Here is a 25,102-nt window from a genome sequence, read left to right as displayed (position 1 = left end):
GATTAGAACCATTCATGGTTTTATTTTAACAAGCAAAGCAACCCCTACCGTCATAACGACCGTAGGGGCATATGCTCATCTGCCTTATGGCTGTTCTATACAGTTTTTATTAACGATTGCTGTTCTCGCAGCTTTGGTTTCCTACTGTACAGGATGTCTTGCATGCGGACTGGCAGGAAGTCTGGCACTCACCGCAACCGCCCTTTTTCATGGATTCTTTTAATGTACTGGAACTTAATGTCTTTACGTGTTTCATAAACTAACACCTCCTGTATTTACCTAATTCTTTGAGATTATACCACATGTTTTTCATGAGTGCAAGATTTATCCCCCCTGCAAAAGGATGCCCAATTTCTTTTTCCGGTACAAACATATAAGAATATCCCCTGCATCACTTGAATATATTGAACCATAAGACAAGACATAAGGAGTAGTTAAATGGAAAAATCAAAGTTTCAGGTCACACTTAGAAACTTGCTCATCACCTACATATTGACTGGAATTCTGTTGGTGGTCCTGGCCTTAGGACTTTATAGATTCCGGTTAAAAGAAGATCAGATCCGGTTAGGTGTCAATGTTGTCTACATCCTATCCTGCCTGATCGGAGGTCTGCTCATGGGCAAAAGCATCCGGCAACGCCGGTTCTTTTGGGGTCTTCTTTTGGGTCTTTTGTATTTTGTCATACTGCTTGCCATCTCGTTTTTGATGAACCGAGGCATAAACGGATCCTTAAACCAGATTCTGACTACCATGGCCGTCTGCGCCGTCAGTGGGACAGCCGGAGGAATGCTAAGTTAATCCCCACCCCCGTCAGGTAACACTTGGAAATACAGCCTGGCGGGGTTTTATCCCTTCTTATTCGGAAAGGGGCAGATACATCCGTACCTTCTCAATCCGGTTCTTATCAAGTTCTTCTACCACGAGGCGGATCCCCTGACAGACCACTTCCTCTCCCTCTAGAGGAAACCGGTCGATCTGGCCGATAATCAGACCACCAATGGAATCATAATCTTCTGATTCCAGTTCCAGATCCAACCTGTCGTTTAAATCATCTAACTTCATGGAACCTTCTACTACATATGTGGAAGGAGCAATCTCTATCAATTCATCTTCTTCGTCTTCATCGTATTCATCCCGAATCTCTCCTACGATTTCTTCCAAAAGATCTTCTAACGTGATCATACCGGCGGCTGCACCGTATTCATCTAAGACGATCACAACATTGTTGCATGTCTGACGCATCTCTAACATGAGTTCTGCTGTCTTTTTGTACTCATATGTATAGAGAGGCTCTCTTAAAAAATCACGAATATGAAAGTTTTCCTTGTGATCCATCAGCAAAAAATCTTTCATATTAATGATTCCTATGACATTATCGTTGGTTTCTTCGTAAACCGGAATCCTAGTATACATCTCTTCTTTGAAGGTGTCGATCATCTCATCGTAAGTAGCATTGACCTCCACCAGTGTCATATCTATCCTTGGAATCATAATGTCACGGGCAACGGAATCACCGAAATCAAACACATTATTGATCATCTTACGTTCTTCAAATTCAATGACACCCTCTTCGTGACTGACTTCAACAATTGTACGAAGCTCGTCCTCTGTCATGGCATCTTGCTTCCGATTGGGATTTACATGAATCAAACGTAAAAATGCGGATGATAACACATGCACCACATAGATAACCGGGGTCATAATTATCATAAATATATAGATAAATTTTGCATAGCTTAAAGATAATGCTTCGGGGTATAGCGTTGCGATTGTTTTTGGTGAGATCTCACCAAACACCAGAATTGCAAGAGTAAGAATGCCGGTTCCAATGCTGATGGCCTGATTCCCCCAGATACTCATAACCAGCGTGGTCGACAGGGATGAAGCGGTTAAATTCACCAGATTGTTCCCGACTAAAATAGCGCTGAGCATCTTCCCCTGGTTTTCCATCACTTTCGTAAGGGTAATGGCATTCTTGCTGCCTGAATCTGCCATCGTACGTATCTTAATCTTATTCACCATGGTTAGGGCTGTCTCAGCCGAAGAGAAAAGGGATGATAATGCAACTAAAAAAACTAACATAAGCAACTGTAAATAGTCACTTGAATCCAAAAAGATCAACTCCTAATTTATCATATTTTAGACTGATTTTACAATAGTTAAGCGGCTGTGTCAAGAATACAGCCGCTTTTTTTGTGTTATCGTTCCCGAAAGGTCCGAACAATTTCTGCAGCGAACAAGATTGCGGCACCCAGAAAGATAAAGAAATCTCCAAGATTAAACACAACTTTTTTCAATTTTCCACATTGAATGCTGAAATAATCCACAACATAATGCCGCGCCAATCTGTCATATAAATTACTGACTGCACCGCCCAATAAAATGGACAGTCCAATCTTATCTGCAACTCTTCCTTTATGCTGAAGGTGACCAGCCAGCATACCACCAAGAAAGGCGGCAGCGGCAAGGGGTATCATCCGAACAAGTCCCGGATGTTCCTTTAAAAACCCAAACGAAAATCCAGAATTGCGGTTTTGATATAACATAATCTTACCGCCACTTCTATGAAGTTCCTTGGGGAATTCAGACTCCTCTTGTTCTTCTATTATCTTTTTTATCAAAAGATCCAGAGCTGCCAGTAAAGCAATTATACCCATAAATATCATACGCTCACTCCTTTCCTCTTCATTATCCTACCGAAAGAAGAATTTTATCCCTGATTACACTATCCCCTCATCTGAATCATAGGTCCGCCGATTTTGTCTAAATAAGCTCTTGTAATCACAACAGAACCAATCCCCGGATCTTTTGGAATCTCATACATAATATCAAGCATAAAGTTCTCAATGATGGCACGCAAGGCTCTCGCACCTGTCTTTTTCTTCAGTGCCTCTTCTGCGATCCATTCCAGTGCATCCTCTTCAAAGGAAAGTTTCACTTCATCTAGCTCCAAAAGCTTTTGATATTGTTTTAATATGGCATTCTTTGGTTCCTTCAACACCCGGGTCAAGAGCTCTTTTGTGAGAGACTCAAGCGTTACGGTAATGGGAAGTCGTCCTAAAAATTCCGGTATCATACCAAATTTTCTTAGATCCTCATGAATTACATGGGTGAGAATATCAGGTTCATTCTCATACTGATCATTTAAGACTGCCGAAAATCCAATCGATGATTTTTCTTTTAATCGTTCCTTTATGATATCCTCCAGATCTGGAAACGCACCGCCGCAAATAAATAGAATGTTTTCCGTTCGCACGGTTGTCATAGGCGTTAAGGCATTCTTCTGGTTTGAACCTACAGGAACCTCTACTGCACTGCCTTCTAATAGTTTTAGAAGCTCCTGCTGTACCGACTCTCCACTCACATCCCGGCTGCTTGTATTTTTCTTTTTCGCAATTTTGTCAATCTCATCAATAAAGATGATCCCTCTCTCCGCTTTTTCCACATCATTGTCTGCGGCAGAAAGAAGCTTGGATATCACACTTTCTATGTCATCGCCTATGTATCCGGCTTCGGTTAAGGAGGTGGCATCCGCAATGGCAAGGGGAACATCAAGCAGCTTCGCCAGAGTCTTAACCAGATATGTTTTACCGCTTCCCGTTGGTCCAATCATCAATATATTGGATTTTTCAATTGCAACGGTTTCTTCCTCTATTTTCTCCTCTTTCTTCTCCTCTTTCTTCTCCTCTTGATTCACAAGATAAACTCTTTTATAATGATTATAAACAGCCACTGAAATCACTTTCTTCGCCTGTTCCTGACCAATCACATATTCATCTAATTTCTGACGAATGATGTGGGGCGCTTTCATGTCTTTTAATTCCAACTGCTGCTTGGGTGCACTCTCTGACCTTTTTTTTACCTTTTGTTTCTTTGGAATCTCAAAATCCTTCTGGTTTAGGTTCCCTAAATCATTTAAATTTAAGTTCATAAATGGCATACTAGATATCTTTGATAGGTCCATTCCACCGCTGGTTACGGAATCAAACGCCTTCTGCATACAGTCATGACAAAGACACATATCCCCTGGCATGGAAACCATGGGACCTGTTTTACTCTCCGGCCGTCGGCAGACATAACAAATCTTCTCATATTCCTGATCGTCATCTTCTTTTTTCTTCTTATGGGAATCGGACTGATTTGTATTTGATTCTTTGATTGATTCTTCTATCACATCTTTATCGTCCAAACTACGTTCTCCTTTGTGTTTCATTTTATACTACCATACAAAGTTATTATAAAGCATTTAAAACACTCCTACAAGTGCAGACTAGGACTTTAGATTTTTTTTACAAATAGGAAGAATGAAAAAGCCCCCCTTCCAGTTATAATTTCATACTGAAAGGAGGGGATTTTTCATTCTCGCTTATCGATTTATTCTTGAGGATTCTCCTGCACTGGTCTACTGCCAAGTGTAATGTCTACATTTCTTTCTACGTACTGCCCATTCTCTAGAGACTGTACCGTCAAAGTCACCTTGGTTCCTCCTTTATAATATTTGAGCATACCGGTTAGATCATCATAAGTTCGAACTCCCTGTCCGTCAAACTTAGTGACGATATCTTTTTCCCTAAGATCCGACTTAGAGGCTGCGCCTCCTTCTACAATCTTATAGATAAAGACTCCCTGAGGCATACCAAGCTGCTGACTTGTAGATGCATCAATATTCTTACACTGAATGCCCAAATATCCCTGGTCCTTATCTGCAACTTGTTTTCTTGTTTCTTTGGTGATGAGTGTATCTATGATTTTCTGCGCTTTTGATATGGGGATTGCATATCCCATACCTTCCACTTCTGTGGAAGAGTATTTGGCTGAATTGATTCCAACCACTTCTCCTAACATATTGATCAAAGCACCACCACTGTTACCTGGGTTTATGGCTGCGTCGGTCTGAAGTAAATCTCGGTTGGTTCCGTCTTCTGTTTGAACTGAACGGTCCAGTGCACTGATATATCCTACCGTTACCGATTGCCCGTATCCCAATGCATTCCCGATGGCAATGACTCCCTGGCCCACTTTTAATTGGTCTGAATCTCCCATGGAAGCAACGGCAATCTTAGAAAGTGTATCCGATGAAATGTTTTTTAGTGGAACTGCAATTACTGCAAGGTCACTATCTGCATCGGTTCCCTTGATGGCTGCATCCACTGCAACCTGATCAATAAAGGTCACTTTTAATTCTTGTGCTCCCTGTACCACATGATTGTTGGTGACAATTAAAAGTTCGTCGTCATTCTTGCCTACAACAATCCCAGAACCACTTCCTTCCCCTTCCCGCTGCATCGGACCAAACCAGGTTTGGCTTTCATAGACCACCTTACTTGTGATGGCAACCACCGATGGCATGGCCTTATCTACAATGGCAGAAACGTCATTGGAGGTAGTAACCTTTGAAGTGTTCGAAGCCGTGACACTATTATCTGATACGGTGGGAGATATGGTCTGTGCACGGCCGATCTCAACTGACCTTTGGTTTGCATAGGCGCCTGCTGCCCAGTTGATCCCAACCATCGTGCTTCCTGCCACAATTCCAAAGACCAGGGCTGCTCCCGCCAAACCTGCTGCCTTTTTTAAAAACCCTCTCTTTTTTTTCGGTTTCATTCCAGCCTCATATGATTGGGCTTGTGTGGGGTTCTGATATTGATATTCCTGATAATGAGGAGTGACTGTTTCATCTTTATGCTCTTCAGGATTGATACGACCCGTATCTTTGTTTTCAAATTCGTCGTACATAGAATCAATCTCCTTTCCTGTTTATTGGTTTTGTTTGGTTTCATTTATTTTATACTCAAAGTTTATCAATGAAATGTGATCATTCTGTGACAAATCTATATTGAATATGTGAAATGCAGATACTCCGCATAAAACAGCTTCTTTTAAGCGTTCTATACGGAGTATTTGTATTTATCTTATTTTAATTCATGGGAGGAGCAGGAACGACTGGAGCCGCCTGATCCGTGCCTGGTTGTACTGGGAAAGTCTCATCGATTGTCCCTGGCCCATAATTGGCTTTTGTTGTCTCTGTGGCTTTCGTTTCTGCCGTAGTTTCCTCCGTGCCTGGCCCCTGCGTTTCCTGTGTTGGATTTGTATTTCCCGGTTTTGTCGGCTTCGTCTCTCCTGGCTTTCCATCTGGTTTTGTCGGTTGTGTCTCCCACGGTTTTTCGTGACCGGAAGTAGACTCTGAGGGTAATGTTTCGCCTGGTTTTGTTTCCTTGGTTGGATTTTTACTGTTATCAGAAGACTCTGTTGTACTCACTGGGAAACCAAATTCATCTGTCTCTCCCTCCAAAGAATCTTCTGCTTTGGTCTCATCCGCCTCCGTCGTCTCTTTCTTTGTTTCCTCTTTTGTTTTATCCGGAACATAACCTTTGTCTGTTGGCACATGATCCACGCTGGTTCCTTTTTTATACATTCCGGAATCGGCTGCGATCTTTGCACTGATTTTTTTCACCATAGCTGACGCTTGGTAATTCTCTTTTCCAAATAAAAACTTATGAAGCTGACCTACATTGGTCTCAAGGGTCTGGGGGATAACACAATCTCCCTTTTTGCCCATACGCAGATCTCCTCTGGCAAATGGAAACCCTCCCGTTTCTCCTATATGATACTTGTTTATATCCAACAGCAATTCGGTAAAATCGCTGAAGGTTAGGTTAGAACCAACTTGTTCTACCTCCATTAATAAGATTCGGTTTAACAATCCAAGATCCGCTTTTTTTGCCTTTGCAAACGACTTCTCAATGACAAGGCGCTGGCGTTCGGTTCTGGCATAATCGGTATCCATCTTTCGGAGTCTGGCATAAGCAACTGCTTGTACCCCATCTAGATGATTCATACCCGCAGACTTTAAGTGCACCGAAGGAACTCCGGTTTTCTTAACCGTCTCCGTAATAAAGGAATTGATATAGCGAAATTCCGGTTTGCTGATATCGATATCCACTCCGCCTAACATATTGATACCGTCTGCAACCGACTTCCAGTTAAACGTTACGTATTCGCTGATATCCAAATCCAGATTTTTATTTAATGCAGCCAATGCCTGGGAAGCCCCCCCGTTGGCATAGGCAGAATTGATTTTGTTGTAGGTATTTCTATCATTAATATTTAGATATGTATCTCGAAAAACTGATGCTAACCGGATCTCTCCATTCTCCCGGTTAATATTGCAGATCATAATCACATCCGCATTGGTTCCCCGGTTTACATTGCCATCCCGGCTATCTACTCCAAAAATCGCTATGGTACGAAAACCAGTCATATGTTTTTTCTGCTCTTGTGACAAATCTTCGTTTCGTACTTGATCTTCATTAAAATTTTCAGGTCTTATAATGGATCCCATTAATCTTTGTGCATAGGCATATGAAAAGATAAGGCCTAGGGTAAAGAGTTCAAAAACAGCAAGAATAATAAAACGGCGAATTTTTCTTTTTTTTGCTGCCTGCGCTGCCGATCGACTGTTCGCCGCGTTTTTTTCCTGGGCCGCAATTCTTGACTGTTGCCTGGTTTTTCCATCCCCAATCACCAGTTTTCCATCTGACGAGCCACGGGTTCTTGAAGTTGTCTGCCCTCCGGATGAGGGTTGTCTTCTTTGCTGACCACGGAACATAGGCTCTTGTTGCTCTTTCTTGAACCGGGGTCTTTGGTCTTGGGGGCCGGTATTGCGTGTTCCCCTATTCTTTGGATCACGATTTAATTCATCGTCAAATTCGTTTTTCATCTAATCTTCCTCATCCTAACTATGCCATAACTGAAATCAGTACGCATTTTTATTAATAAACCCTTTGAATCCAGTAAAGAACAAGATTTTGAAATCAAATCCAAGGGTCCAGTTTTCTATATAATACAGATCATGCTCAATCCGTTTCGTAATCGAAGTATCCCCACGGAATCCATTCACCTGAGCCCAGCCTGTGATGCCAGGACGAACCTGATGTTTAATCATATAACGGGGAATCTCTTCTTTGAATTTACCAACAAAAAGAGGCCGCTCCGGTCTTGGTCCAACCAAACTCATGTCCCCCCGTAAAACATTGAAAAACTGAGGCATCTCATCAATACTGGTTTTTCGAATAAAACGCCCGACTGGAGTCACTCTGGAATCATGAGGGGTGGTCCACTTTAACCGTTCTTCCGATGGAGCTTGTACCACCATGGAGCGGAACTTATACATAGAAAAGGACTTATTATGAAGTCCAACTCTCTCCTGTTTATAGATAAGAGGTCCCGGTGCCGTCAGCTTAATTAACACAGCTGTGAGTAACATCACAGGCGAGAATACGATCAACGCAACGGCTGCACCGAATAAATCCACCGCCCGCTTAACTAACGCATTAACCGGATCCGTAAGTGGTACTCTTCGTATATTGACGACTGGCAGACCCTGAAGATCTTCAATAAAAGGTCTTGTAGGAATCATGTTGTTATAATCTGGTATAAATTTTGTATGAACCCCTGATTTTTCACAGGAAGCTACAATTCGTTCCAAATCTGCGTATTCACTAATGCTTAAGGTAATGGCAATCTCATCTAAGGAATTGAGACTTAGGATTTCATCTAAATCGTTTAATTTACCAATTACATGAATGTCTTTATATGAGGCTCCCCATTCCTTTGTATTATCTAAAATCCCTTTGATCTGATATCCCCATTCCGGGCTATAAAGGACCCGGTCGATAAACCCTTCCGCAGCACGGCTGTAGCCAATCAAGAGGATATGTTTTTGATTGTATCCCTTCGTGCGCATGGAGTGGAGGATCTGACGAATCAGATTCCGTTCTATGGTTTCTAGAATAATATTAATGGCAAAAAAATAGAAAACCATTCTGGTGGAATAATATTTAAAATAAGGATTCTTCTTGATCAGAAACAAGATCAGAGTAAACAAGAGAACTCCCAGAAGGTTTGCTTTTAAAATATTACTAAATTCATACCGCCTTGCCTGAACTCTCTTCGGTGCGTACAGATGGAAAAAGCCGTAAAGCAACAGGTACATAGGCACCAGAATCAGAAGCGCCGCAAAATAATACTGGGGTGCCAAAACATTTATTTCGGGGCTGAAAATCCGGTTGCCTAACAGTAACAGCAGCCAGGCAACTAGATAAGCTAGTACTATAACCACTCCATCAAGTGCTACATGAAATCCGTTGAATTTTTTCTGATTATCCTTTATCATAGCTTAAACCTTCCATTCGTGCACTGCACATTTCTTTCCCATGATAATTTCTCGTATATTATACATGATATATGAATCCGATGCCATTAAAATATTCTTAATATCAACTGTCAATTAATAGCTTTCTTCTTAAAAATTCCCAGATATAGAAAAAGGTTCCCAGAATTAATTCTCCTTCAATCCTAAGATAACGGAAAAACCGAGAGGGCTTAAACAAAATTTTCCTGGTTTTTCCTGCTGTTTTGATTCCTTCTTTCAACCCTTCTACATAATCAGATGCAAATCCAATTTTGCGGAAGAAAAAATATTTAACAGCGATTCCCAATAAGATCGGAAATAAATTAAAAAGAAGCTGCAGGGCCGGCATGTTTTTATAGTTTAAATAGACGTTATTTCTGGCTGCAAGTCGAACTTTAAAGGAATTGTATTTGGAACCACTGGTTCCACTCCCCACATGATAAACCACTGCCTTTGGGCAATATACATTCTCATACCCATAAATCTTTGCCCGGTACCCGATATCAATATCTTCCAAATAAGCAAAATGTGATTCATCAAATCCACCGATTTTTTCAAACACTTCTCTCCGATAGATAGCGGCACCGGCACAAGCAGAAAACACTCGGCAAGGTTTTTGATAACCAGAACTTTTTTGTCCCACGCCCCTTTGAAATGCCCAGCCAAGTACACTGTACATATCTCCTGCGTCATCCATCTTGTCTTTGTTGTAAAGCTGTATCATCTTACTGCTGACAGAAAAGATCTTTTTCGAACGGCCTATGGCATGTACCATCTCTTCGACATAATCAGGTTCTGGTTCCGTATCATTGTTTAATAAGATCACATAAGTGGTACTGGCTTTTTTAATTCCTACATTCACAGCACCGGAGAAACCTGTGTTCTCCGGTAGAAATATGGAAGGGATCTCATGGTCTTTTAACCACGCAATGCTTCCATCGGTGGAACCATTGTCCACCACAAGAAGCTCAAAATTCTGTTCCGTTTGGGCCTTAAGTGCCTGAAAACAGGGTTCCATGAAACGCAATCCATTGTAATTGGGAATGATGATGGTTACTTTTTTCTGCATATTATACCTCTAACCGATAGGGTTCGCCGATTTTTTCCTTTTTTAAATCCCGAAGTGCAAAATTGGATTTGCGCAGCGTCAGATTCGGATTATAATAAGGATCTCCTTCTATTAAAATATCCGGCCATTTCTCTTTAAATGTTTTGATCTCCTGGTGAAAGCGTTCTATTTTTTCCGGTGTGTCTTCCAACCCTCTGGATTTTGATTCATAGTGATAAAAAAGAGCATACGGATTATAAACCACCCGCTTGTTTAAGGATCGGATCTTCATGCAATAGTCGATGTCATTAAATGCAACCGCCAGATCTTCGGAAAATCCACCTACCTGATCAAAGAGCGACCGCTTGCTCATCATACAAGCCGCTGTCACGGCACTGTAATTCCTTGCACACATAGCCTGATTAAAATAACTGCTTTCCGCCTTATGAAGTCCAATAAAGGTGTGTCCGGCAATGCCGCCAAACCCAACCACCACTCCGGCATGCTGTATGGTATCGTCAGAATACAACAATCTGACCCCTACCACACCGACTTCGTTTCGTTGGCAGTATCCTAACATCTCGCATAAACTTTCGGGTTGAATGATCTCCGTATCATTATTTAAAAACAGTAAGTACTCTCCCTTTGCATAAGTCACCCCAAAGTTATTGATAGCAGAATAATTAAACTCTTTCTTCCAGGTCACCACGCGAACATACTCAAACTCCTTCTGAATCTCTTCGTAATAGGCAAACGTCTCTGGCTTCGTGCTGTTATTTTCTACTATAATAAACTCAAAATTCTGAAACGTTGATTTTTCTATAATAGAACGCATGCATAAATCCAAATCCGCCGTATGATCCTTATTGGGAATAATAATAGAAACCAATGGATCTCCTTCAATCTCAAACACAGAATGATAGATTCCGTAATCCACCCCTTTTTCCACAGAGCGCACCCGAATTCCCAGTCGCTCATAATGTGCTTTGATGGCATTTGCTCCGGCTTCAAAGGCATATAGTTTGCTCTCTGGATTGCTTGCCGTGGAATCCTGATGACAGCGCCAATGATAAAGCGCCTTAGGCACATGATAGATCTTTCTTGCCTTTTCCGTACAGCGAAGAATGAAATCGTAATCCTGTGCTCCATCAAACGCTTCCTGAAACCCACCTACTAAAAGGCTAAGTTCCCGGCTCACCACAAACAGATGACAAATATAGTTCACGCTGGTTAATAACTCGGGGTTAAAATCCGGTTTAAAATGAGGTTCAAACAATTCTCCTCCATCAATATCTAACTTATCCTCATCGGTATAGACCACGTCGATCTCTGGATCCAGATTAATCGCTTTCACACATTCAAAGAATGCATCTGCTGCCAACGTATCATCATGATCTGCCAATACGATAAAATCTCCGGAAACCATCTCCATGGCAGCATTGGTATTGCCGGCAATCCCTAGATTCTCACCAAGGATCACATAACGGATTCGTTCGTCTTTTAAGGCATAGCGTTTTAGAACCCGCTCAACCCCCTCCCCTTTTGGGCTTCCATCAGCCACGCAGACCTCCCAATTGACATAGGTTTGCGCAAGAAGAGACTCAAGCATTGCAGAAAGAAACCGCTCTGGCGTCTTATAAGCTGGCACCACGACAGATAGTTTTGGCATGTATTCAAACCTAGTTTTTTTCTGCTGTTCCAGTTCCTCTTGTGTGGTCTTTGTAAGTTCCACCCATTCGGGATAATCATAATCGCTGTCAATTCCATGAAGCTTATGCTTTGATTTTACCCACAGTGCTTTTAATCCATTCTCTTTATAGAAATCCAACGCAGATGCAAATGTCTGCATATTCAGCATGTTTTTTAATTTCATGCTCTTTTTATGTGCAGAACGGTTCCACTTTTCAATAATGTCTGTATTTAGTTTTATTCTGGCGGTCTGATTCTTACATCGGATTATTAAGATCCGATCTCCCCTCTTATCACGAATGTAGGGAATTCTGATATCAAATCCTAAATCCTTCTTTACTGTCTTTTTAAAATAAATTTGACTGACATCGTCCCGCTTTACTGGAACGTATTTATACTCCACTGGATTTTCCTGTCCATCCATGACTTGAAATTCCACTTCATCGTCCAACTCTTTTCCAATCACCCAGCCATTTAAGACAATGGAATTTTCCCGGATTCGTGCTACGTCTATCTTATATTTCATTCCCATCCTCCATGGACGCGGCTGCTAAAAGAACATTCTCTCTTTCTTCTACCTCACCGCAGGTAAAGTTGACTCTTTCCTCTTCGATTACAAGAGGGCGTTTCATAATACGGGCATTAATAGAAAGAATGTACTCTCCAACCAGACCAATAAAGAAAATCTGTACTGATCCCAGAAAACACATGCCGATTAGAACAGGCGCCATGCCTGCGGGGAAACGATCCCAGTATAGAAGTTTTAGCACCAGATAGATGAGAGCCACCAACATACTGGCAAACGAAAAGATACTACCGATTATGGTCGCCAGTCTAAGTCCCACTTTTGTATAAGAAGTCACACTTAACATGGCGGCATCATAGAGCCGGTAAAAATTGTTGCTTGTAATACCTGCCCGCCTTTTGGGTTGCTCATATGGGATCTCTTTTCTCTTAAATCCAAGTTCAGCCACAATCCCCCTTAAAAAAGGAGTGGGATCATCTAATTCTTTTAAAACGGTAATGAACTTTTTATCATAAAGCCCGAATCCAGTAAAATGCTCGATCTGTTCCACATCAGAAAGTTTCTTAATGATCTTATAATAACAGGTTCTCAACCAGTACATGATCTTACTTTCTTTGCTGGACTTCTTTATCCCAATGACTATTTTATACCCGTTCTCCCATTCCTTTACATATCTAGGGATCATGTCTACCGGATCTTGAAAATCTGCTGCCATTAAGACGGTGCAGTCTCCAGAGGACTGAAGCATGGCATAATAGGGGGAATTAAACTGCCCGAAATTTCTAGCATTAAAAATCCCCTTCACTCCCTGGTCTTTTTTGCAAATATCTCGAATGATATCTCTGGTTCTATCCGAGGAATCATTATCAATAAAAATCAGTTCATACCCGTACTCTTTTAAATCTGATTGAAACACACCCAAAATAGCCTGGTGCAAGGCTTCCACGTTTTCTTCCTCATTATAACAGGGAACGATTATGCTAATTGTTTTCATCTGTTCACTTCCAATCTATCCGGACCATCGCTTTAATTAAATCCGAGGGTTTCTCCCTCATAAGTTCCAGAGCATGTTCCACCTGATCAAGACCATTTAAATGGTGGGTTACCAACTTCTCCGGATTGATTCTTCCATACTTAACCATCTTTAACAGGCGTTCGATCCGGACTCTTCCACCGGCTGCAAGCTCTGTGTGAATGGTTTTTCCGGCCATTCCCCGTCCACCTGAAAATTTGGGAAATGGAAGGTTCCCCGTTCCACCAAAGTAATTGACATTGGAAATGGTCCCGATTCCATAGCGAGCCATATCAACTGCCTGGGCAAACACTTCATCTCCACCGCCACAGATGATCACACCGTCTGCGCCCAGACCATCGGTCCGTTTAAGCACCTGTTGAACCAAATCCCCATCCCGGTAGCTTAATACTTCCGTCGCTCCAAATTCCTTCGCCCGTTCTACACAAACCGGTCTTGTCCCCACTGCGATAATTCGCGCGGCTCCTAAGTGGCGGGCACCCTCCACTGCCATAAGACCAATGGGGCCTATTCCTATAACTACCACGGTGTCCCCAATCTTAATGTCCGCATACTCGGCTCCAGTAAATCCAGTGGTAACCACATCCACGCACATCAATGCCTGTTCTAAGGAGATTCCCTCTGGTATCTTCGCCAGTGTGGTATCTGCATCTGGAATGAGAAATTTCTCCGCAAATACTCCTGGCATAGAGCGCCCAAGCTGATGACCCGAAAAGGGCGCCGATCCATGTTTGAAGTTCCCTTCCTGGATTCCGTTTGCTCTCCAGTCTGGCGTAATAGAAGGAACTGCCACTATGTCCTTCGGTTTAAAATCCCGTACCAGTTCTCCTGTCTCTACAACTTCTGCCACACATTCATGCCCCAATACCAAATTGGGAGCTTTTCTTGAACCGCCTCCATACACGGTATGGACATCGGTTGAACATGGAGTCACAGCTATGGGACGTAGAATCGCTCCGTATGGGGTGATCAAAGGCTCTGGTGCATCGTGCCAGCCTACGACTCCTGGTTCTTTTAAAACAAATGATTTCATCGCTTTTTCTTATATCCTTTCCAAATGATTGGATTTTAACGCCAAAATAGCCACATTCCATCCATATTTATTCCGTATTGCCCCTGCTATCTCTTCGGTATAGCCCGGTGCCACGATTAAAACCGCATCCACTGGATCCGTTTTAAAGTGCTCTGGGGCTACAATCGGAAGGTGAGAAGCCGGAGCATATCTCCCCTGTTTAAATGGGGCAGAATCAATGATATATTCAGCAAACGCTCCAATCCCAGTTGTAGAAGCAAGGGTAAAGCCCTGATGACTTGCCCCCCACAAGGATAGCTTTTTACCAGAAGCTTTTAACTCCCTGATTAATTCTTCCAGTTCCGCTTCTATGATCTCACGACTTTTTGCTAATCTGGATCCATCGACGATGGCCCCTTCTTTCTTCTGGAAATTGTCTTTCTTTCCATTGCCTGTTTCCTCTGTCTCTGGTACCTTTCTAACGATAACAGACAACGTATCCCGGTTCACCATCTCTTCCTCTAATACGGTAAATCCTGCTAACTCCACGGCATAACGCAGTGTATCAAAGGTATAATAAGCCAGATGATCCCGAATCAGTTCATAATATCCATCGTATTCCAGAATATATTCCAGACTGGGAACTGTGATTAGTCCCACTCCGTCATCGGTCAGATTCCTCCAAATGCAGCGAAGCATTCCCACGGGATCTGGCTGATGTTCTAAATAATTAAAAGATAAAAATCCATCATAGGGACCAGAAATTTTTCCGTCCGGGGAAGCCAGCATCTCGCCTTCTTTTGCAAACTGCTTCCAGACAGAAAGTCCTTTCTCCTTTGCAAGAGCCACCAGACTTTCCCGGTGCTCCATCCCACAAGCATTCACTGGAAATTCGGAGAGAACCGAAAGAAATTCTCCCTGACCACATCCTGCCTCGATGAGTGTTTTCCCTTCTAGGTGGTATGTTTCTATCAGATGCTTATACTGACTTTTTCTTAAATTCACCATGGTGGTGGAAAATCCACCAGACCGGATCACGTCTTTAAAGTAAGCCACCGGTTCACAGTCAAATTGAACCAGACCACACTGGCTGCACTGATGAAGTTTAAGCGTAATCCCATGCTCTGTTTTACGTTCTTCTCTGCCTGGAATATCCTGTGCCGATGCCGGCATATCATGTAATGTCAAAAGCGGTGTTTCTCCCAATGGACTGCCGCATACAATACAAGTCCTATCTCTCATACTTCACAAATCCCTTTCTGTCAATCATGATTGAACTGGTTGGTTCGTTTGATCCCTTCTAAAAATGATACCTGGGGATGCCATCCGGTATCTTGTTCCAATCTTTTAATATCCGGGATGAGATTGGCAGGTCCCTCTGCATTGGGTTTTAAAAGCCCAAAGCTATAGCTCCCATGCCCCCCCATACCTACATACATCATACGGATGTATTCCCGTAGAGGTCTGGTTTCCCTTTCCGGTCCTGCCACATTATAAATTCCGGAACCTGATTCTTTTTCTTGTTCCATTAAAAGTATCAGTGCCCGGATGCAATCGGTAAGATATAAAAAATTCCACATCTGTGTACATTCTCCCAGAGAAATATAGTCTCCAGAACCAAATGCACGCAGACAACTTTCCACCAAAGACCATGGATGATCTCCCGGACCGTATACGCTAAAGATTCTAGCATGAAGGTAATCCATCTGGGATACTCCTGCCTTTTTCCATTCTCTTGTCTGACTTATGGCCATTTGTGAAAATTCCAGCTTGGCCTTGCCATATTCGGAAACAGGTCTGCACTCCGTCTCCTCTGACATAGCGCGGCTGTGAATGCCGTATTCTGCCTGAGACCCACTAAAAAGAAACCTTCGGCAGCCAAGACGTCTGGCACCTTCCAGAGCTTTTAAAGAATCTTCTACGTTCTTTTTCTGAACCAGGGGTTTCATACGGTTCTCGCTTCCGGAACCGTCCCAGCCAAAATGATAAAACGCCTGACACGGTTCTTTGATCTCTTGATTGAGTTCATGGAGTTGTTCTAATTCCCGTTCAATTATAGTAAGATTATCCCGGTCTTTGTTCAGGCTCCCTATATTTTTAGAACCAGGGCGCACCACCGCATATACTGAATGATTTTTTAACAACTCATCCACCAAGGCCCGTCCCAAAAAACTGGTAGCTCCTGTTACTACGATATTCAATGTCTTTCCTCCCGTCTATTCTTTGATCCGCGCTATGATCATATTGCGATCCATCTCTTCCTCTGATAAAAATGGAGAAAGATCTTCTAACGGGGGGGAAACAAGGGTTTGGTCTGGCAAGCGCTTGGCAGACGATTTGGGTTCAAAATTCTGATCCCTGCTTACAAAAACTTCGCAAACTACGGGACCAGTTATTGCCAATGTTTTTTCTATCGCAGATTCCAGTTCTCCATTATGGCAGGCTCTGACATAGGGGAATCCATATGCACCTGACAGCTTTTCCATGTCTGGAAAGCTAAGATCTCTGCTCTCTTCTCCAACGCCGACCAAAGGATCTCCAAAGAATTTCATCTGGGTCTGTCGAATGGAATGGTATCCTCCATTATTAATCAGAAACAATTTCACTGGCAAACGGTGGTGTATGATCGTCTGAAGTTCTTGTAAATTCATCTGAATGCTTCCATCACCCGTAACCAGAATGATATCCTGTCTATTATCTGCCACAGCGGCACCAATAGCTGCAGGAAGATCATATCCCATAGAAGCAACTGCGGAATTGGTAATAAAGCGCTGTCCTTTTTTTATAATATAAGCATGCCCTCCTACCACACAAGCCGAACCGTTGCCAACGACTGTGATCTGATCCTCTGAAAGCCTCCGGCTCAGTTCCTTTATCATGGCATAGACGTTTGCTTCCTTGTTCTCTTCCTGATCATAATGCTCTTTTGTCACCACCGGATATGTCTCTTTCCACATACGGCAGGTTTCATTCCAAGTCATAGAACCAAGACCTTTTCCGCCTAAAAACAGAGGGGTATCTCTTGTCACCTCATATTCTGTATCCAGCAACGCTTCCAATTCCATCAGCAAATCCTTCACATCGGCATGTACTTTCATATCTACATGGATGGTGGGTTTTTTTAACTCTTCAGGGTCGATATCATTGGCAATGACATATGCTTCTCTTGCCCAAGTGGTATAATGATACCCCACTTGACGAATGCTCAAACGACTGCCCAAAGAAAGAACCAGATCACTGTTTTGTATGGCAAAGTTTCCTGCTCGGTCCCCCATGCCGCCACCTCGCCCCGTATAGAGTGGGTGAGCATCATATATACAATCCTCGCTGTTCCAACCAGTCACCACAGGAATTCCTAGTTTTTCTGCTACACGAAGAAATAGTTCATGGGCTTGTCCAATCCGAATGCCGTTGCCTGCGTTTATTACAGGACGAGTGGAGGATTTTATCTTCTCTAAGATAATACGGGCTGTCTCTTTTGAAACTTTGGGAAGCAGTCCCTGACGATTCTCCCCAAAACCAGCATCGTCATCTTTTATCTTCGCCACGCTTGGAAACGCCCAGCCGTCTCCTCCCCGGTCATAATCTTCCGGATCAAATCCAATCAAATCTTCGTTCTCCACAAAGGCTCCTTGCACATCCAGAGGAATATCCAGCCAAGAGGGACCAGGTCTTTTTGATTGAGCAAGATAAAGCGCTTTCTCCACGCAATACCGGATGCGCATGGGATCAATGACCATCTCACTGTACTTTGTCATGCAGGCGATCGCTTTCGTGATATCAAATTCCTGATCCCCCATAGCACGAATCCCAAGTCCTGACCATCTGGCTGTGGTATCATAACGCACCTGTCCAGATAAGATGAGCATAGGAATGGAATCCAGCCAGCCTCCCAGCACACCCGTTATGGCATTGGTTCCACCCGGTCCCGTCGTAACACAAACGGCTGCGATCCGTCCTGCAATCCTTGCGTAGGATTCAGCGGCAATGGCACATGCCTGTTCGTGATGGTTGTATAAGCAGTTCATACCGTCTTGATGTCCCAGGGAATCGTTTAAGTGCATGGCGCCTCCGCCTGTAACAGAAAACACTTGACTGATGCCAGATTCCACTAGTTTCTGGGCGATATAATTGGATACTTTCATTCTCATGGGTATTCTCTCCTCTATTCAGGAATCTTTCTTTTCTGCTAGTGATTATACCACACTAGGGATTATTTTCCTATTAAAGTTTTCTTACTTTCTTATTTATATATAGAGCTGTTAAATCGAGTTTCTCCAGTAACCACAAGGGCTAACCGATTCCCCAGACCCCTTCCCCGTCTTATCTTTTTTCTTGATCTGCTATCTCCTTCCATATCTTCCATGAACCCTCACTTTCATTCCCACCACCATTTAAGTTATAATCGCAGAGTAATGCAACGATGGATTTTCGGCCACGGTAAAACTTATTGTAAAAAAGGAGAGAACATATTTATGAAAAAGCATTTAAAATTGATGGCTGTATTATCCGCTGCAGGTGTACTTACTGCTGCAGCTCCACAACTGGCTATCTTAAATACAACCACCACCGCTTATGCAAAATCAGCTGGCTGGGTAGAGGAAGACGGTTCCTGGAAATTTTATGAAGACGGCGATTATTACGCAACTGACTCTTGGAAAAAATACGGAAGTGACTGGTATTATCTAAACGAGGATGGCGATATCGCAACAGATGAAAGAATTGACGAGTACTACGTTGACGAAAGCGGAAAACGAGTTTCAAATTATTGGATTTCCGTAACCAACGATAGCTACTGGGATACTCCTGATTCTCCAGAAGTTTATTGGCATTATTTTGGAACCAACGGAGAGGCAGTAGAATCTAAGTGGCAGAAAATCGATGGACAGTGGTACTATTTCGACGACATGGGTCAGATGATGACCGGTAAGGTTGAGATTGATGGATCAACTTATTACCTGGGCGATGACAACGATGGAGCACGAAAAGATGGATGGTTTGAACTTGATAACGAAGATGATTCTTCAGAAAATCTTCAATCCTGGTACTATTTTAATACCAATGGTACTATGATAACAAATGCAGTTGACAAAAAAATAGATGGCTCCTACTATTCTTTTGTAGATGGTGAGATGCAGACAGGCTGGTTTAAACTTCCTGTAACCGCAACCCCAGCCGAAGCGGCCGAAAATACGGACAGCAATTCAGCAGACGGATATCAGTATTATGATCCAAAATCAGGTCAAAGAGTTGATGGATGGAGAGAAATCGAAGGAATCGAAGGGGTTAGCAAGGAAGATAATCTTTACTGGTTCTACCTAAAAGACGGTGCGCCCTATCATGCAAAAAAAGGCATCGGATTATTTACTATCAATTCGGAGAAATATGGCTTTAATACAAAAGGTGAGATGCAGACTGGACTTGAAGTAGTCACTCTTAGTGATGACGTGGTTTCTAACTTCTACTTCGGGGACAATGGTGTTATGAATACCGGAAAGCAAACAATCTTTAATGAAGATACAGATGAAAACCAGACTTGGTACTTTGTAACATCAGGAAGTAAAAAAGGACAGGGATTTAGTGGGATTCTTGACAAAAACGTTTATGAGTTTGGGTTAAGAAAAGAAGCAGGGGATGACCTAAGAGTCGCATCTGTTTCCCTTAATGGTGTGAACTACTTGGTTAATACCAGTGGTACCATTCAAACCGCATCTTCTACTTCCAAGTCTATTGAGAAACCAGAGCTTGGTGCAGGTTACAAAGATTACAAAGATAACAATGATAAAGTATTTGTTGTTAATAAAGACGGCATTATTCAGTAATCCACCTTATCTATAACGATTGCGAATGATTTTAAATACGAAAGATTTTAATATACAAATGATTTAATATACAAATGATTCATCCGTTCAGAAAGACCCGCAGCCTATCGCTGCGGGTCTTTTGTGTATTATGTATAAAATTATATTGTTTTTTTATTAACATTTCACAAATCTTTATTTTATTCTACAAATATATTATTTTTTGCGTTACAAAATGTATTAATATCCGTTATATATTATAGAAGAAGATTGTTTTTATTAAACAAGCAAAAAAAAGGAGGAGACCAATGAGAGAACTGTCCGTGTACTATTGTACCAGATGCGGGTATTATGGATATTATCAACTAGAACGGAATGCGGTATGCCCCAAATGCAAGGTGAACATGATATCATTATCCATGAACTATCAGGCCTTTATGGATCTATCCTGTGAAGAAAGGGATGAACTTCTTTCCTCTCACATAATTGCCTCTTCTTCTCCATATGTCAAGCGTCTATTGACGCCACACAAAGTGAATAATAATCGGGAGATTATTGCCCGCATGGGAGACCGCATTACCGAGTTGGAGATTGAAAACGAAAAACTGAATAAAACCATCGAATGGATGCATCAGACAATATGGGAACTTGTCCGTAAAAACAAAGGATTAATTCCCTATGATAAGGACGAGTCCAGTGACGGGATTGATCCCTGATTGGGATTATCCGGGAGTGCCCTCGCGCTCCCTTGTCTATTCCCCATCATGCAATTTTATCAATTCCTATGTAACGACTGATCAATCTATTAAGCGTCTGATTCAACCTCTCAATCACTTTATGGAGTTTCCTGTTCTCTTCTGTTAACCTCTCATTTTCCATCTCTACAATTCGCAGTTTCTCAGCGTCCGTCATAAAGATCCCCCTCCTTCTTTCTGCTTTTCTTGTTTCCACTATAAAATGTTTTTTCTTATTTGAAAAGTAAAATCAACCGCAAAATTCGACATTTTTTTGTCAATCTCCCCTTCGAAATCGTTATTATTCTAATCAAAATTGGTTTTTAACACCATATGTATCTATGCTACCTATTTTTGATACAAGATGTATGATTATGTATTAATTATATTGTCGACATAATTGCGATCAATATTAGGGTAAAATTTGGATATTTTTACAAATGAAGATTTGTAATTCATTCTAGTCTGACATTTCGTTATTTTTTTGGCTATCCATCGAAAGCATATTATGGTAACTTTTAAATTATTTTTTATAATTAACTTCTTATGGAAACCAATTCAGTGGCTTTCTTTGTATCGTTTTTGAAAGTCTCTATAATACTTCATATAGACTTCGGAATCTCTTATTATGCATCCAGTGGGTATTCCTGCCCGAATTAAATCCCCGCATTTGCCACAGGTAACGCAGACCTTACTGGCATCCAATCTCCCTGTTTCTATTATCTGTTTTGGAAATTCTGGATTGGCAAATGACATACGTCCAAATAGTATATGATCACACAATCCAGCTTCTATGGCACCTGCTGCCAATAAATCGGAATACTGTCTTAAATAGGTTGGACCAGATGCTGATATCATCATTTCAGGTACTGCTTTTTTCACTTTCCCGATGCCTTCTATCATCCTGGAAACTCCAAAAAGTGGATGCTCATCTGGAATGTACGTTCCACCATCATAAGGTCTTGTTACGTGAGTACTTACATAAGGATTTCCCATGGTTAAGTTTACCATATCAACGCCGTAATCTTTCTTTAATTCCCGGATCAGTCGAATGGGTTCTTCCATATTAGGAACCGTTCCTTCGTCTTCTTTTACTCCAAACCCATAGGGATAAGCAAATCCATCATAAATTCCGATTCTTGCCGTTATAAGAAAACTGGAATCTTCATATCCCTTTGCAGCAGAAATGCCATTCTTTAATAAGCGGGTTCGATTCTCAAAACTCCCACCATATTGTCCTGGTCTGTTATAGGCAGAAGATAATTCCGCCAATAAGTAACCGTGACATGATTTTATGTCAATCGCATCAAATCCCGCCTCTTTGGCTAATTTTGCCGCCTTCCCAAATTTTTCTTCCAACCCTTTCAGATATTCATCGGAAACGATACAGGAATCATCTGCTTTGCGCAGTTTTTCATATTCTGGGTGGCGATAAGCAATAAGAGGGGCTGGCCTCCCATCGGGATTGGAATAGCGTCCACTGTGGTTTGCCTGCATAATCAAATAAGGGGCAAAGCCATTGGCTTTTAATCCAGCTTCTTTGATGGTTTTAGTAAATACTTTGTATTCTTCTAAGTTATCTTCCGTTAACATTAACTGATGCGCACTGGAACGTCCTTCGGGAACGATGGAGATTGCTTCAAACCAGATAACAGCACTTCCACCAACGGCTTCTCTTACATAACGACGTGTGGTTAATTCCGTTGGTGCCCCACTCGGCAGGGAATCTGCTCCTTCCATGGGTGCGATTCCCATGCGGTTGTTCCAGATCACATCCTGATTTACATTCAATTTTTCCTTTAGAATAGACGTTGTATCGGCAAATGGTAAGGTCACACCCAGCTCCTTTGCCTTTGCTTTTATTTCACCTAAAGTTTTATAGTTAAATCGTTCATGCTTCATACGTATAACCCCTTTCCTACTATAAGTTTGCAAATACGCTTTTCCTACTATAATCATACCATATATTACAAAAAATGAGGGTAATTATATGATATATGTCTATTTATAGTGATTGGCGGAATTAACTAGGTTAATTTGAATCGTTGGATAAAAAGTCCTAAATCATAGGTTTAGGATCGTAATAACATTATAATTGAGTCTTATTCTTAATTGATGCTAGCAACAATTCAACTCTGGATGTAAATGTAAAAAAACATTAATTGACAGCTTAAATTATTTAATATACAATGTTGTTATGAATTTTGTAATATCATTATGTGTTTATGGAGAGAGGGGAGGATACTACTGGTTTAATTGGCATTTGCAGGAATTTGTAAGTTTGAAATAAATTACTATGTAAAAACAAAAAAGGAGGAATTAAAATGAGAAAAAGAATTTTAGCCATTATATTATCAGCAACTGTAGGAATTACTCCATTAGTTGGGGGAGCAAATACCGTGTATGCTGCCGAAACACAAGTTTCCACAACTGCAGTTCAACAATTAGCAATGCCACAAGAAAGTGATTATGTAACTACTATAGCTCCACAGAGTTGGGGCTCTAAGGTCGTAAAATCAGCAATTAAATTTATTATAAAAAATAAATCCGCTGCGGCAAAAGTAATCGAAAAAGTGTCCGGTAAAACAGTAGCTAAAAATTTTCTAAAGCATTTTACTAAAATTACTGCGGCAATAGAACCATTGTTAGAATGGTCAGAGATCCCTGCACAGGCTGTATATGATGCTGTATTTAGAGGTTTGTATAATGCAGGTGTATCAAGGGCTGTAGCAACAAACATAGCTTTAGCAATTAAGGAAGGATTAAGTTGGTTTATTTAATATGATGGACGATAAACAACAATTATATTTCGATAGTTTGGCGGAGATAGCCGAAGCATTAGGTCACTCCTTTGATAATCCTATTTCTATTAGTCTATTGTGCTTGACATTAGGAATTACTAACGAGGAAAAAGGGGAAATCTTTGTGGCTTTTAACCAAGTGTTACGACAAAATGAGTTTGACAAACTATCTGTACCGCTTTTTAGAAAACAGCTAGAAGATATCATACCTAGTGCAAAAGGATTTGATGATATCGTTGTTATTGCATTAATAAAAGCATTTGCACGTAATTTAATAGCTGAGTTAGTGCCGTTTGCAAGAACACTATAAACAAAAAACCGTAGCAGCAAAACAAATGCTCTACGGTTTTTTATTTACTTTCTATCTGCTAATAATTGATTCAGAAATGATTCTCGATTATTTATGAGCATTTTAAGGATTTGATAATTTTCTGTATCTTCATATTTGCATGTATGAATTTTCCCATTGTCAAATGACCATATAGAAGCATTTGGGATTGCCAGTAAAATGGGAGAATGTGTAGCAATAATAAACTGCGAACCTTTTTTTGCCATTTCAACAATTTGAATCAGTAAAGTTAATTGCCTCTGTAAGGATAATGCAGATTCCGGTTCATCCATTATGTAGATTCCCTCATCCTGAAAAGATTGAAAAAAAGATAAAAAACTCTCTCCATGCGATTGCTCATGTAACCCTTTTTCACCATAGATACTATTATACTCGATTGCCATAGTTGCTACGTTAAAAAAGCTTTCTGCTCGAAAGAAAAAGCTAGACATAGGTCTTTTGTAACCTTTGGATATGCGAATAGCATTCCCTAAATCTGATAGATCATTATACGTGCTGAACCTATAATTTAAGGTACCTCCTTCTGGATTAAATCCATAAACTGCTGCAATTGCTTCTAGCAATGTGGATTTACCAGTTCCATTCTCGCCTATAAAGAAAGTTATATTACTTGTAAATGAAAGCTGATCAATTTTACGAATTGAGTCTATTTTTTTTAGATATGAATTTTCATTAATTTTGCTCCAGTCAATTTTTATACTATGAATAAATTTATTATACATAAATTTCACCTTTATAATTTTTTTACTAAATATATTTTGACCTGATATAATTAAGTTGTAAGCAATCATTATTGCACCCAAAACCGTACAGGCCTTCAGAAACAAGCCTGACGGGACTTTTGTGCCGTCAGGCTTGAATAGTTGCTCTTAGCTGGTACAAGAGCTGTATGGGGTCTTCTCCGCCCTCTAAAAGG

At 41.2% G+C, this 25,102-nt stretch carries 22 protein-coding genes; 5 read left to right on the top strand and 17 right to left on the bottom strand.

What is annotated here, in order from left to right:
* Positions 1-109 precede the first annotated feature (109 nt).
* On the bottom strand, positions 110-256 hold the full coding sequence (gene scfA, locus EFT72_RS02275) for a six-cysteine ranthipeptide SCIFF (RefSeq protein ID WP_097003442.1): 147 nt from the start codon (positions 254-256) through the stop codon (positions 110-112).
* A gap of 182 nt (positions 257-438) precedes the next feature.
* Between scfA and EFT72_RS02270 the strand changes: the two genes are divergently transcribed.
* Complete coding sequence (locus EFT72_RS02270; protein WP_124065207.1) at positions 439-798, top strand: TIGR04086 family membrane protein; 360 nt, start codon at positions 439-441, stop codon at positions 796-798.
* 57 nt (positions 799-855) lie between these two features.
* On the opposite strand, the gene EFT72_RS02265 is transcribed toward EFT72_RS02270, so the two are convergent.
* From EFT72_RS02265 to EFT72_RS02205, 13 genes are all read right to left on the bottom strand, one after another.
* Positions 856-2,112 carry a hemolysin family protein gene (locus EFT72_RS02265; RefSeq protein WP_124065206.1) on the bottom strand — a complete coding sequence of 419 codons (1,257 nt, stop codon included), beginning with the start codon at positions 2,110-2,112 and terminating at the stop codon, positions 856-858.
* Between the two features lie 86 nt (positions 2,113-2,198).
* Positions 2,199-2,666, bottom strand: coding sequence for a signal peptidase II (gene lspA / locus EFT72_RS02260; RefSeq protein ID WP_124065205.1), 468 nt, complete (start codon positions 2,664-2,666; stop codon positions 2,199-2,201).
* Positions 2,667-2,725: 59 nt separating this feature from the next.
* Positions 2,726-4,213: an ATP-dependent Clp protease ATP-binding subunit ClpX gene (clpX, locus tag EFT72_RS02255; protein ID WP_124065203.1), complete on the bottom strand. Its 1,488-nt coding sequence runs from the start codon at positions 4,211-4,213 to the stop codon at positions 2,726-2,728.
* Positions 4,214-4,374: 161 nt separating this feature from the next.
* Positions 4,375-5,736, bottom strand: a complete 1,362-nt coding sequence (locus tag EFT72_RS02250) for a trypsin-like peptidase domain-containing protein (RefSeq protein ID WP_124065201.1) — start codon at positions 5,734-5,736, stop codon at positions 4,375-4,377.
* A 181-nt stretch (positions 5,737-5,917) separates the two neighbouring features.
* Entirely contained in the window at positions 5,918-7,720 is a 1,803-nt protein-coding gene (locus tag EFT72_RS02245; protein WP_124065199.1) for an LCP family protein, read from the bottom strand.
* 36 nt (positions 7,721-7,756) lie between these two features.
* The gene (locus EFT72_RS02240; RefSeq protein ID WP_124065197.1) at positions 7,757-9,175 is read right to left on the bottom strand and encodes an undecaprenyl-phosphate glucose phosphotransferase; all 1,419 of its coding nucleotides are present in this window, start codon (positions 9,173-9,175) and stop codon (positions 7,757-7,759) included.
* 103 nt (positions 9,176-9,278) lie between these two features.
* On the bottom strand, positions 9,279-10,262 hold the full coding sequence (locus EFT72_RS02235; protein ID WP_124065195.1) for a glycosyltransferase family 2 protein: 984 nt from the start codon (positions 10,260-10,262) through the stop codon (positions 9,279-9,281).
* Position 10,263: 1 nt separating this feature from the next.
* Positions 10,264-12,456, bottom strand: coding sequence for a glycosyltransferase family 2 protein (locus EFT72_RS02230; protein WP_124065193.1), 2,193 nt, complete (start codon positions 12,454-12,456; stop codon positions 10,264-10,266).
* The gene (locus EFT72_RS02225; RefSeq protein ID WP_124065192.1) at positions 12,446-13,450 is read right to left on the bottom strand and encodes a glycosyltransferase family 2 protein; all 1,005 of its coding nucleotides are present in this window, start codon (positions 13,448-13,450) and stop codon (positions 12,446-12,448) included. Before EFT72_RS02225 ends, EFT72_RS02230 begins: the two co-directional genes overlap by 11 nt.
* A 4-nt stretch (positions 13,451-13,454) precedes the next feature.
* Positions 13,455-14,522, bottom strand: coding sequence for a zinc-binding dehydrogenase (locus EFT72_RS02220; RefSeq protein WP_124065191.1), 1,068 nt, complete (start codon positions 14,520-14,522; stop codon positions 13,455-13,457).
* A 9-nt stretch (positions 14,523-14,531) separates the two neighbouring features.
* Positions 14,532-15,743 (bottom strand): class I SAM-dependent methyltransferase, encoded by a 1,212-nt coding sequence (locus EFT72_RS02215; protein ID WP_124065190.1) that lies wholly within the window; start codon positions 15,741-15,743, stop codon positions 14,532-14,534.
* Between the two features lie 20 nt (positions 15,744-15,763).
* The gene (locus tag EFT72_RS02210) at positions 15,764-16,702 is read right to left on the bottom strand and encodes an NAD(P)-dependent oxidoreductase (protein ID WP_124065189.1); all 939 of its coding nucleotides are present in this window, start codon (positions 16,700-16,702) and stop codon (positions 15,764-15,766) included.
* A 15-nt stretch (positions 16,703-16,717) separates the two neighbouring features.
* The gene (locus EFT72_RS02205) at positions 16,718-18,652 is read right to left on the bottom strand and encodes a thiamine pyrophosphate-binding protein (RefSeq protein ID WP_124065188.1); all 1,935 of its coding nucleotides are present in this window, start codon (positions 18,650-18,652) and stop codon (positions 16,718-16,720) included.
* A 324-nt stretch (positions 18,653-18,976) separates the two neighbouring features.
* On the opposite strand from EFT72_RS02205, the gene EFT72_RS02200 reads away from it, so the two are divergent.
* Together EFT72_RS02200 and EFT72_RS02195 are read left to right on the top strand one after the other, a co-directional pair.
* On the top strand, positions 18,977-20,323 hold the full coding sequence (locus EFT72_RS02200; RefSeq protein WP_124065187.1) for a cell wall-binding protein: 1,347 nt from the start codon (positions 18,977-18,979) through the stop codon (positions 20,321-20,323).
* Positions 20,324-20,610: 287 nt separating this feature from the next.
* Complete coding sequence (locus EFT72_RS02195; protein ID WP_124065186.1) at positions 20,611-21,018, top strand: hypothetical protein; 408 nt, start codon at positions 20,611-20,613, stop codon at positions 21,016-21,018.
* A gap of 46 nt (positions 21,019-21,064) precedes the next feature.
* Here the strand turns inward: EFT72_RS02195 and EFT72_RS19095 are convergent, their stop codons facing one another.
* Positions 21,065-21,214 (bottom strand): hypothetical protein, encoded by a 150-nt coding sequence (locus EFT72_RS19095; protein ID WP_164473045.1) that lies wholly within the window; start codon positions 21,212-21,214, stop codon positions 21,065-21,067.
* 380 nt (positions 21,215-21,594) lie between these two features.
* Positions 21,595-22,938, bottom strand: a complete 1,344-nt coding sequence (locus EFT72_RS02190) for a flavin oxidoreductase/NADH oxidase (protein ID WP_124065185.1) — start codon at positions 22,936-22,938, stop codon at positions 21,595-21,597.
* A 422-nt stretch (positions 22,939-23,360) separates the two neighbouring features.
* On the opposite strand from EFT72_RS02190, the gene EFT72_RS02185 reads away from it, so the two are divergent.
* Both EFT72_RS02185 and EFT72_RS02180 read left to right on the top strand, forming a co-directional pair.
* Positions 23,361-23,816: a hypothetical protein gene (locus tag EFT72_RS02185; protein ID WP_124065184.1), complete on the top strand. Its 456-nt coding sequence runs from the start codon at positions 23,361-23,363 to the stop codon at positions 23,814-23,816.
* Position 23,817: 1 nt separating this feature from the next.
* The gene (locus EFT72_RS02180) at positions 23,818-24,147 is read left to right on the top strand and encodes a hypothetical protein (RefSeq protein ID WP_124065183.1); all 330 of its coding nucleotides are present in this window, start codon (positions 23,818-23,820) and stop codon (positions 24,145-24,147) included.
* 44 nt (positions 24,148-24,191) lie between these two features.
* On the opposite strand, the gene EFT72_RS02175 is transcribed toward EFT72_RS02180, so the two are convergent.
* Entirely contained in the window at positions 24,192-24,908 is a 717-nt protein-coding gene (locus EFT72_RS02175) for an AAA family ATPase (protein WP_124065269.1), read from the bottom strand.
* Positions 24,909-25,102: the final 194 nt, after the last annotated feature.

This window comes from Clostridium sp. E02 (assembly GCF_003833015.1).
Lineage (GTDB): Bacteria > Bacillota > Clostridia > Lachnospirales > Lachnospiraceae > Lacrimispora.
The sequence above is the reverse complement of the archived record's forward strand: the minus strand, read 5'-3'. Positions and strand labels throughout refer to the sequence as shown.